Source organism: Aminobacter sp. Y103A (assembly GCF_030294925.1).
GTDB classification, from domain to species: Bacteria; Pseudomonadota; Alphaproteobacteria; order Rhizobiales; family Rhizobiaceae; genus Aminobacter; species Aminobacter ciceronei.
Genome location: NZ_AP017986.1, coordinates 366,570 through 376,990, shown reverse-complemented (window position 1 = coordinate 376,990; position 10,421 = coordinate 366,570). Strand labels below are relative to the sequence as shown.

Sequence of the window (10,421 nt, the reverse complement as noted above, 5' to 3'; positions counted from 1 at the left end):
CCGTCCCCTCGGAACCGGCGTTTACGCCGGGCATTGTGTTCGAATTGGTGACCGCAATGTCTGATGCTGCCAAAGTCAGGAAATCAGACCAGCTTGACGCCGGCGTCACGCATCTTGCCGATCATCGAGTCGAGGGAACCGCCCAGATCGATCGCGCGGCACGCATCGAGCCGCACCGTGGTGGCGAAGCCATGCTTGACCGCATCAAGCGCCGAATAGGCGACGCAGAAATCGGTGGCGAGGCCGACAAGCGTGATCGAGGCGACGTCGCGCTCGCGCAGGTATCCGGCAAGGCCCGTCGGCGTGAAGCGGTCGTTCTCGAAAAACGCCGAGTAGCTGTCAATGTTCGGACGAAACCCCTTGCGGATAACCAGTTCGGCCTTGGACCAGGCGAGCCCGGAATGGAAATCGGCGCCGCGGCTGCCCTGAATGCAGTGATCCGGCCACAGCGTTTGGGGGCCATAGGACATGCGGACACTTTCGAAAGGCTGCTTGCCGGGATGGCTCGAGGCGAAGCTCGAATGACCGGCCGGATGCCAATCCTGGGTAAGCAGCACGTGCTCGCTGTGGCGGATCAGGTCATTGACCAGCGGGATGATCTCGTCGCCCCCATTCACGGCAAGCGCGCCGCCAGGGCAGAAGTCGTTTTGCAGATCGACGACGACGAGCGCGTCCGTAGCCATGATGTCCCCAACTCGTTTCTGATACCGCCGCGCTGGCGGGCCGCCGAAATTCGACCAGATGGCGGCCGGCGTCAACCTTCAACTTGGCCGCCATGCGCCCACCGGCAAGTGATCCGGCGAAGTAAAGCCAGGCTTTGACAAAAGATCGCGGCAGGTTATCACTTGTGTACGAATGAAAATGTCCGGCAACAGCCGGGAGGCATTGCGTGACCCGTTACGCGAAACCCAAGTCACTCGACGAGGCGCTGGCGCTGCTCAGCGAGGGCTCTTGGCGAGTGTTGGCGGGTGCGACGGACGTTTATCCCGCTCTTGGCAACCGGCCTCTCTATTTCGATGTAATCGATATCAATGACATCGGCGCACTGCGCGGCATCACCGAAAGCGACAATCACTTCGTCATTGGTGCGCGCACCAGTTGGACCGAGATCATCCAGGCGCCGCTGCCGCCGGCCTTCGACGCGCTGAAGCAGGCGGCGCGCGAAATTGGCTCGATCCAGATTCAGCACGTCGCGTCGATAGCCGGCAACATATGCAACGCCTCACCGGCCGCCGATGGGGTGCCGGCGCTGATGATCCTCGACGCCGAGGTCGAGCTGCGGTCGCGCCACGAGATGCGCATTTTGCCGCTTGGCGCGTTCATCATAGGCAACCGCCGAACCAAGCTGCGCGAGGACGAGCTGGTGACGGCGCTGCGCATCCCCAAGGCCAGCACTGGCGGCGGCTCGGCCTTCGTCAAACTGGGTGCGCGGCGCTATCTGGTCATTTCGATCGCCATGGCGGCGGCCAGGGTCGTGCTCGGTACGGACGCGCGGATCGCAAGCGCGGCGATTTCGGTGGGGTCGTGCTCGGCCGTGGCGCGACGGCTGCACGCGCTGGAAGCAGCACTTGTCGGGCATAGGCCGGAGGTCGCCGAAGCCGCGGTGCAAGCTGCCGGATTGGATGAATTGTCACCAATCGACGATGTGCGCGGCAGTGCCGGATACAGGCGAAGTGCTGCGCGCGAAATCGTGGCGCGGGCGCTTCTGCTTGCAACGCATGGCTCGCAGAGACGGACGGCGGCATGAAAACCGACCGGGCGCCGATCAGCTTCACTGTCAACGGCGCCTCCGTGTCGGTGTCCGCTGCGCCGATGCGGCGCCTGTCGTCGGTACTGCGCGACGACCTCAGGCTGACGGGCACCAAGGTCGGCTGCGATGCCGGCGATTGCGGCGCCTGCACCGTGCTGCTCGGCGGCGAGCCCGTCTGCGCCTGCCTGCTGCCGATGGCCTCGGTCGAAGGCGCTTCGATCCGCACCGTGGAAGGGCTGCGGGGCAGCGACCTCTCGGCGCTGCAGGCGTCGTTCCTGGCACATGGCGCCGCGCAATGCGGTTTCTGCACGCCCGGACTGCTTGTGACGGCAACTGCGTTGCTGGCACGGGAGCCGCGCCCAAGCGAACAACAGGTCCAGGACGCGCTCGGCGGGGTCCTGTGCCGCTGCACCGGCTATCGCAAGATCGTCGAGGCGGTGATGGAGGCATGGCACTTTATGCTGCCACCATCCCTTGATTTTCGCATGCCCCCGGCTGGTTCGGCCGTAGGCGCCTCGCCCATCAGGCTCGACGGCATCCCGAAGGTGATTGGCAGCGAAAGATTCGGCGGCGATTCATTTCCCGCCGATGCGTTGTCGGTGCTGGTGATCCGCTCGCCGCATCACCGAGCCGCATTCTCGTTCGGCGACCTCGACGCCTACGTCGCAGGCAATGCGGGCATCGTTGCGGTTTTCACCGCCGGCGACATCCCCGGCATCAACAGCTTCGGCGTTATCCCGCCTTTTGCCGACCAGCCGGCACTGGCCGAGAGCGAGACACGTTTCCGTGGCGAGGCGGTGGCGCTTGTCGCTTGCGAAGGCTGGGCGGCGCGCGACCTGGATGTGACGTCTTTCCCCATCACCTGGCGCGAGTTGCCGGCAGCACTGGAGGCGGCCACTTCCCAGGCGCAAGGCGCAGTGCTGGTCCATGCCAACCGACCCGACAACCTGCTGGTGCGCGGCCTTGTCGAGCGCGGCGCGCCGGAAAGTGCCCTGGCGCAGGCCGCATGCGTGGTCTCCGGCAGCATGCAGACCTCCTATGTTGAGCACGCCTACATCGAACCGGAAGCCGGCTATGCATTGATGGACAGCGATACGCTGACGATCGCCGCCTGCACTCAGGCACCGCATCTGGATCGCGACGACACGGCGCGTATCCTTGGTCTCGCGGTGGAAAAAGTGCGTATCCTGCCGACGGCGACCGGCGGCGGCTTTGGCTCCAAGATCGACGTTTCGCTGCAACCGCTCATAGGGCTGGTGGCACTGAAGACAGGGCGCCCGGCAGCCCTTGCCTATAGCCGCACCGAATCGATGGCCTCGACGACGAAGCGCCATCCGGCCGCGATGAAGGCAACAATCGGCGCCAATGCCGACGGCACCATTCGCGGCATGGTGTTCGATGGCGAGTTCAACACCGGTGCCTATGCCAGCTTCGGCCCGACCGTCGCCAATCGCGTGCCGGTGCATGCCTCCGGGCCCTATGCCACGCCGCATTACCGCGCCATCGCTCGCGCCATCCACACCAATGGCCCGGTGTCGGGCGCGTTCCGTGGTTTCGGCGTGCCGCAGGCTACCCTGATGCAAGAGACGCTGCTCGACCAACTGGCCGACAAGCTTGGCCTCGACCGGTTGCAAATACGCTTGAAAAATGCTCTTCGAAACGGCTCCGAAACGGTGACCGGGCAGCGGCTCGACACCGGTGTCGGCATCGGCGACTGCCTCGAGGCGCTGAGCCTGCGCTGGACACGCGCGCTGGCCGAAGCGGACGCTTTCAACGCGGCCAACGGCAAGTTCAAGCGCGGCGTCGGAATCGCCTCGTGCTGGTATGGCTGCGGCAACACGTCTTTGCCCAACCCCTCGACAATCAAGCTGGGCATCTCGCCCGAAGGCAAGGTCGTGCTGCACCAGGGCGCGGTCGACATCGGCCAGGGCGCCAACACCGTCATCGCCCAGATCGCCGCCGACGCGCTTGGCCTGCCGCTCGGCGATTTCGTGCTTCGAAGTGCCGATACGGCTGTTACACCCGATGCGGGCAAGACCTCGGCGTCGCGCCAGACCTATGTCTCGGGAAAAGCAGCGGAAAAGTCCGCGAAAGCCTTGCGAGACGGCATCCTGCGCTTTGCCAATGTCTCGGCCAAAGCGTCGCTGCAGCTTTTGCCGGGCGGACTGCTCCTGGTGCATGAGGGCGGCGAGCGGCGGCGCATCGATCTGACGCTGCTCGAAGTGGACAAGGACGGCCTTGTCTTCGCCGCCGAGGAAAGCTACGACCCGCCGACGACGACGCTCGATGCCAAGGGCCAAGGCAAACCTTATGCTGTCTACGGCTATGGCGCGCAGATCGCCGAGCTTGAGGTCGACATGAGGCTTGGCACCGTGAAGCTGATCAAGATCACCGCGGCGCATGATGTCGGCCGGGCGATCAACCCGCTGCTTGCCGAAGGCCAGATCGAGGGCGGCATCGCCCAGGGCATCGGCATGGCGCTGATGGAAGAGTACATTCCCGGCCGTACCGAGAACCTGCACGACTACCTGATCCCGACGATCGGTGACGTACCGCCGATAGAAACCATACTGGTGGAAGTTCCGGACCCGGAAGGACCCTTTGGCGCCAAGGGTTTGGGCGAGCATGTGCTGATCCCGACGGCGCCCGCCATCCTCAACGCCATCCGCCACGCCATCGGAGTGGCGATCACCAAGGTGCCGGCAACGCCGTCGCGAATCCTGGCCACAATCGAGGAGGCACGTCGATGAACGAGCTTTCCGAGCGTTTCGAGACACACCCGGCCGGCGACAGGCAGGCGGGCGAAAAGCTGCGCTGCGATGCCTGCCCCGTGATGTGCTACATCGCCGAAGGGCACACCGGCGCCTGCGACCGCTACGGCAATTTCGGCGGCATGATCGTGCGCGCCGACCCAGTCCGCGTGCTCGATTTCGCGGTCGAAAGCGGCAATTCCGTGGTGCCTTTCAGCGGCGAGGCGTGGGATGGCGAACTGGTCAACACCGGGCGGCGCTTCGTTACCGCCATCGGTGCCGGCACCACCTATCCCGACTACAAGCCGGCACCGTTCATCGTCAGCCAGCAGCTCGCAGGCGTCGATCTAGTCACCGTCGTCACCGAGGGCATCTTCTCCTATTGCGGCGTCAAGGTGAAGATCGACACCGACCGCCATCTCGGCCCCGAGACGGCGACGGTGCGTGCCCAGGGCGAGGCCATCGGCCATGTGACGACGGGCGAATACGGCTCGCAGATGCTGTCGCTCGGTGGCGTCCACCATTTGACCGGCGGCTCGAAGAGCGAAGGCCGGGTGACCTGCGCGGTGCTGCTCGACCTCTGCAACAAGAAGCCCGTCGAGCTGAGCATCGACGGCGGCGCCGCCATCGTGGTCGAGGCCGGCAAGCCGCCGGTCATCGATGGCACGACCGAACACCGCATGCGCGTCGGCTGTGGCTCGGCGACCATAGGCATGTTCGCCACGCAATGGCGCGGGCTCGTTGACGAGGTGGTTGTCGTCGACGACCACATCACTGGCGTCGTCTCCGAGCACCAGGCCGGCAAGGTGCTTGGCTGGGAGGAGACCGGCATTAAGATCCTCGGCCGCCGCTCGACGCCGGGGCGTTATTTCAAGGTGTCGGAGCCCGGCCTCGGCTGGGGTGGAACCAGCATCTCCGACCCGCTCGAGATCCTCGGCGAATGGAATGCCAAGAAAGGCGCGCGGCCCGGCCTGTCGCTGCTGATGGTTTCGACGACGGGCGAGCAGTTCGCCTATTACGAGCTCAACGACGAATTGATGCCGGTCAAGAAGCCGTTCCCGGACCGCTTGCGCAAGTCGGTTGGGCTGATCGAGGACAATTGTGAGCCGGCTTTGTGTACCGTGCTGTTCGTCGGCGGCGCCGGCGGCAGCCTGCGCGCCGGGGTGACGGAAAACCCGGTCAACCTGACGCGTTCGGTGCAAGGCCTGAGAACCTACGTGACGGTGGGCGGCGCGCCTGTCTATGTCTGGCCGGGCGGCGGCATCACGCTGATGGTCGACGTCCTCAGGGTGCCCGACAACGCTTTCGGTTATGTGCCGACACCGGCCCTGGTGGCGCCGATCGAATTCACCTTGCGGCGCGACGACTATCTGGCACTGGGCGGCTATGACGGCGAGATCAGGAGCATCGACGACGTGCTGGCGCGCGGCGGCGAGTATCTCAACGAGCGGGCGACGGAAGCGGCCGGGACCGACAACCCCTGGCCACCGCTGGCGCAGTTGCGCCTGACGGCGCCGGGCGGGTCGCGATGAATGGACCCGAAATCTCCTGGCTGCCCGACAAGCACCGCCTGCATTTCAATCATGGCCCCATCGACCTGATCGTCGAGGCATTTGGCGAGACCGGCGAGGTGCGCGCCGCTTACGAACAGGCGGCGGAACGCTTCCAGACCATCCTGGACGAGCTGGTCGAGGAGCTTGCCCAACTGCGCCGCCCGGCATCGTCAAGGCCCCGCGACTTTGACGGACCAACGGCGCGGCGCATGGAAGCCGCCGTCGCGCCTTTGGCTGGGCAGTTCATCACACCGATGGCCGCCGTCGCAGGTTCTGTCGCCGACGAGATGATGGCCGCGATGATCGCCGGGCGTTCAATCGAGCGCGCCTATGTCAACAATGGCGGTGACATCGCCCTGCACATCGCCCGTGGCCAGGAATTCTCGGTGGCGATTGCCGGCACGGGCCACGGCCTGGCCGACAGGCTGACGATCCACTGGCAGGACGCAGTGCGCGGCATCGCCACCAGCGGCTGGCGCGGCCGCAGCTTTTCGCTCGGCATCGCCGACGCTGTAACGGTGCTCGCGGTAAACGCGGCCGCGGCCGATGCTGCGGCGACGCTGATCGCCAACGCTGTCGACCTGCCCGGCCACACAGCCATCCACCGCAGGCCAGCATGCGACCTGGCGCCCGACAGCGACCTTGGCGACCGGCTGGTGACGACAGACGTCGCACCGCTTGCCCCCGCCGACATCGAGGCGGCGCTCGACGCCGGATTTTCCGTGGCCGAATCCTTGCGGCGGCAAGGGTCAATCCAGACTGCAGCTCTATACCTAGGAGGCCGAACCCGCATAAGCGGCACGCATGAGCTTGCCGTAACCGATGGTGTGACAAGGGGGGAACCTGTCCATGCCTGACTTTCCGATCCGGAAGATCGCTGTAACGATCGAGGAAATCCTGCACGACGGAGGGCCACCCGCGCATATCCCCCGACGACGAGCGGCAGCGCTTGCGGTGGTGAAGAACCCGTTCGCCGACCGCTATGTCGAAGAGCTTGAGAGCGCGATGGAGGATCTGAAACCGCTCGGGCTGATGCTGTCCGACCGGCTGATCGCGGCGCTGGGCGGCGATGCGAAGGCCATCGACGGTTATGGCAAAGGCGCCATTGTCGGCTCGGCCGGCGAACTGGAACACGGCGCTCTGTGGCATGTGCCCGGCGGTTACGCCATGCGCGAGCGGCTTGGCGAAGCCAAGGCGATCGTGCCCTCGGCCAAGAAGCTGGGTGCTTTCGGCGCGCGGCTCGACGTGCCGATCGGCCATGTCAACGCCGCCTATGTGCGCAGCCATTTCGATGCCATGGAAGTGGGGGTGCCCGACGGGCCGCGACCGGACGAGATCGTCTTTGCATTGGTCATGACCTCGGGGCCGCGCATTCACGACCGCATGGGTGGATTGAAGGCCTCCGACATCAAGGCCTGGGATGGCTTGCGATGAGCCCCGAAACCACCGAAGGTACCTACCAGGTCCAGGGACAGATCGGTTTTGTCCTGCGCAAGGCCAACCAGCGTCACGTCGCGATCTTCGCGACGCATATTGCCGACCTGACGCCACCGCAGTTCGCCGCGCTCGCCAAGCTGCGCGACGTCGGCGAAACCTCGCAGAACCAGCTGGGCGGCCTGATCGCCATGGATGCGGCGACCGTGAAGGGCGTCATCGACCGGCTCGCGGCACGCGGGCTGGTGCAGCTGGCCAAACATGAGGTCGACAAAAGGCGCCTGATGGTCAAGCTGACCGACGAGGGCCACCGCCTCATTGTCGAGCTTCTGCCGCGGGCGCGGACGATCACCGAGGAGACGTTGTCGCCGCTGTCGGCGAAGGACGCAGAGACGCTGCTGCAGCTGCTGACGAAGATAAGCTGAGGGCCAAGGGAGTAAGGGAGTAAGGGAGTAAGGGAGTAAGGGAGTAAGGGCGATAACCCTATTCCCCTATTCCCCTATTTCCCTCAGTCCCCGTATGGGACCCAGACGTTCTTGACCTCGACGGCGCGGCGGAGGAAGGCTTCGCCCTGGGCGGTCGGCCAGTCGAGGCTGCGGCCGTGCCCGGTCCAGACGCGCTTGAGATTGCCGACAGATTCAGCCTCCGCTTTGGCGCAGATCTCGGCTTCGGCGACGACCCAGAGGCCGTCGACGTCATCATGCTTGGCAAGCACGGCTGTGAGTTCCGCCGTATGCCCGGTGACGATGTTGATCGCACCGGCAGGGACGTCTGAGTACTCGAGCACTTGGTAGAGGTCGGTGGCCACGAGCGGGGCGGCGGCCGAGGGCACCACGACCGTGGTGTTGCCCATGGCAAGTGCCGGGGCGAGCAGCGAGATCAGGCCGAGCAGCGGCGCCTCGTCAGGGGCAACGATGCCGATGACGCCGACAGGCTCGTGCAGGGCAAGCGTGACGGTGCGCGCCGGCGGCTGGTGCACCCTGCCCTCGAACTTGTCGGTCATGCCGGCATAATAGAACAGCCGCTCGATCGAGGCCTCGACTTCTGCCTTGGCAGCCTTGTGGGCAGCACCGGTCAGTTCGGCGATGCGGGCAGCAAACTCTTCGGTGCGGCCGGAGAGGTTTTCGGCGAGGTAATAGAGCACCTGGGCCCTGTTGTAGGCGGTCGCTTCGGGCCAGGCCTTGCAGGCGCGCGCCGCCGAGACCGCATCGCGGATGTCCTTGCGGCTGCCCAAGCCGACCTCGCCCGCGAGCTTGCCCTTGGAGGTGAGAACCGGCAGCGAATAGTTGCCGTCGGGGCGCACCTGCTTGCCTGCGATGAACAGTTTTGCCGTGCGGTCGATGCCGTGGCTTTCGCCATTGTCGCGGGCGGCCTGTTTCGGCGCCGTCGACGGCTTGATGACCGGGCCATGCGGCTCGCCCGGCGCCAGATATTCCTCCAGCCCCTCGCGCCCGCCCTCGCAGCCAAAACCACTCTCGCGGTAGCCGCCGAAGCCGCAGGCAGCATCGAACATGTTGGTGCCGTTGATCCAGACCACGCCGGCCTTGAGCTGCGGGGCGACATGCAAGGCAAGATTGACGTTTTCGCTCCACACCGAGGCGGCAAGGCCGTAACGCGTGTTGTTGGCGAGTTCGACCGCCTCTTCGGTGTTGCGGAAGCTCATGGTGGCGAGCACCGGGCCGAACACCTCTTCCTGGGCAAGGATGTTGGCAGGCGCCACACCGGTCGCCAGCGTCGGCAGGTGATAATAGCCTTGTGATGGCACATCCTGGTCGGGCTGCCAGCAGACAGCACCTTGTCTTGCACCTTCCTCGACAAGGCGCCTGACCCGGTCGAGCTGGGTCTTGTCGACCAGCGGGCCGATGTCGGTGTTCTTGTCGAGCGGAGAACCGACCCGCAGCCGGCTCATCCGTGTCTTGACCTTGGCGATGAAGGCTTCGGCTACGCTCTCCTGCACCAGAAGCCGCGAGCCGGCACAGCAGACCTGGCCCTGGTTGAACCAGATGCCGTCGACAAGCCCCTCGACGGCGCTGTCGAGATCGGCGTCTTCGAAGACGATGAAGGCCGATTTGCCGCCGAGTTCCAGCGACAGCTTCTTGCCAGAGCCCGCAGTTGCCTTGCGGATGATCTTGCCGACCTCCGACGAGCCGGTAAACGCGATCTTGTCGATGCCGGGATGGTTGACGATCGCCACCCCTGCCTCGGGTCCGCCCTGGACGATGTTGACCACGCCCTTGGGCACACCGGCGCGTTCGCAGATCTCGGCAAACAAGATTGCCGTCAGCGGCGTGAACTCGGCCGGCTTCAGGACAACGGTGCAGCCGGTGGCAAGAGCGGGTGCGATCTTCCAGGCCAGCATCAGCAGCGGAAAGTTCCACGGGATGATCTGGCCGACGACACCGGCTGGCTTGCGGCCTGGGAATTCCCGGTCCAGCGACTGGGCCCAGCCGGCATGGTGGATGAAGTGGCGGATCGCCAGCGGCACGTCGATGTCGCGGCTCTCGCGGATCGGCTTGCCGTTGTCGAGGCTTTCCAGCACCGCAAACAGGCGCTGGTGGCGCTGCATGGCGCGGCCGATGGCATAAAGCACCTTGGCGCGCTCATAACCCGAGGCAGCACTCCACTTCGGCAGCGCCTTGCGGGCCGCGGCCACCGCCGTCTCGATGTCGGCGGCAGAGGCGTCCGACACCTTGGCCAGAAGCTTGCCGGTTGAGGGATCGGATGTGTCGAAGCTCTTGCCGTCAATGCCGGCGCGCCAGTCGCCTGCGATGAACAGCGCCTTCGAGAAATCGCGGGCCCCAAGCCAGGCATCGGCTTCACTGCGGGCCTCGGGAGCTGGGGCATAATCCATGGCGTGGTATCGTTCGAGAATGTTCATTGGAATGTTCCCAGCAATTCGTTGCGAGGTCGGCGATCCTTCGCACCCCCCTCTGG

8 protein-coding genes are annotated in these 10,421 nt (G+C 65.3%); 6 read left to right on the top strand and 2 right to left on the bottom strand.

Going from position 1 to position 10,421, the window contains the following annotated elements; genetic code table 11:
• Positions 1-83: 83 nt before the first annotated feature.
• Complete coding sequence (gene pncA, locus Amn_RS01750) at positions 84-683, bottom strand: bifunctional nicotinamidase/pyrazinamidase (protein WP_067955228.1); 600 nt, start codon at positions 681-683, stop codon at positions 84-86.
• Between the two features lie 206 nt (positions 684-889).
• On the opposite strand from pncA, the gene Amn_RS01745 reads away from it, so the two are divergent.
• From Amn_RS01745 to Amn_RS01720, 6 genes are read left to right on the top strand one after another with little or no spacing between them, the layout of a single operon-like run.
• Positions 890-1,747, top strand: a complete 858-nt coding sequence (locus Amn_RS01745; protein WP_185910231.1) for an FAD binding domain-containing protein — start codon at positions 890-892, stop codon at positions 1,745-1,747.
• Positions 1,744-4,500, top strand: a complete 2,757-nt coding sequence (locus tag Amn_RS01740) for a molybdopterin-dependent oxidoreductase (protein WP_286294392.1) — start codon at positions 1,744-1,746, stop codon at positions 4,498-4,500. Before Amn_RS01745 ends, Amn_RS01740 begins: the two co-directional genes overlap by 4 nt.
• The gene (locus tag Amn_RS01735; RefSeq protein ID WP_154385741.1) at positions 4,497-6,032 is read left to right on the top strand and encodes a 6-hydroxynicotinate reductase; all 1,536 of its coding nucleotides are present in this window, start codon (positions 4,497-4,499) and stop codon (positions 6,030-6,032) included. Before Amn_RS01740 ends, Amn_RS01735 begins: the two co-directional genes overlap by 4 nt.
• Positions 6,029-6,910 (top strand): UPF0280 family protein, encoded by an 882-nt coding sequence (locus Amn_RS01730; protein WP_067955234.1) that lies wholly within the window; start codon positions 6,029-6,031, stop codon positions 6,908-6,910. The genes Amn_RS01735 and Amn_RS01730 overlap by 4 nt, the downstream gene beginning before the upstream one ends.
• Positions 6,903-7,487 (top strand): amino acid synthesis family protein, encoded by a 585-nt coding sequence (locus Amn_RS01725; protein WP_067955236.1) that lies wholly within the window; start codon positions 6,903-6,905, stop codon positions 7,485-7,487. The genes Amn_RS01730 and Amn_RS01725 overlap by 8 nt, the downstream gene beginning before the upstream one ends.
• Positions 7,484-7,912, top strand: a complete 429-nt coding sequence (locus tag Amn_RS01720; protein ID WP_067955239.1) for a MarR family winged helix-turn-helix transcriptional regulator — start codon at positions 7,484-7,486, stop codon at positions 7,910-7,912. Before Amn_RS01725 ends, Amn_RS01720 begins: the two co-directional genes overlap by 4 nt.
• An 83-nt stretch (positions 7,913-7,995) precedes the next feature.
• On the opposite strand, the gene Amn_RS01715 is transcribed toward Amn_RS01720, so the two are convergent.
• Positions 7,996-10,365, bottom strand: coding sequence for an aldehyde dehydrogenase family protein (locus Amn_RS01715; protein ID WP_286294390.1), 2,370 nt, complete (start codon positions 10,363-10,365; stop codon positions 7,996-7,998).
• Between the last annotated feature and the right edge of the window lie 56 nt (positions 10,366-10,421).

What these genes read in the sequence shown, in the direction of transcription:
- Amn_RS01740 (WP_286294392.1), top strand. Translation starts at nt 1,744, where the DNA reads ATGAAAACCGACCGGGCGCCGATCAGCTTCACTGTCAACGGCGCCTCC.
- Amn_RS01725 (WP_067955236.1), top strand. Translation starts at nt 6,903, where the DNA reads ATGCCTGACTTTCCGATCCGGAAGATCGCTGTAACGATCGAGGAAATC.
- pncA (WP_067955228.1), bottom strand. Translation starts at nt 683, where the DNA reads ATGGCTACGGACGCGCTCGTCGTCGTCGATCTGCAAAACGACTTCTGC.
- Amn_RS01715 (WP_286294390.1), bottom strand. Translation starts at nt 10,365, where the DNA reads ATGAACATTCTCGAACGATACCACGCCATGGATTATGCCCCAGCTCCC.
- Amn_RS01735 (WP_154385741.1), top strand. Translation starts at nt 4,497, where the DNA reads ATGAACGAGCTTTCCGAGCGTTTCGAGACACACCCGGCCGGCGACAGG.
- Amn_RS01730 (WP_067955234.1), top strand. Translation starts at nt 6,029, where the DNA reads ATGAATGGACCCGAAATCTCCTGGCTGCCCGACAAGCACCGCCTGCAT.
- Amn_RS01720 (WP_067955239.1), top strand. Translation starts at nt 7,484, where the DNA reads ATGAGCCCCGAAACCACCGAAGGTACCTACCAGGTCCAGGGACAGATC.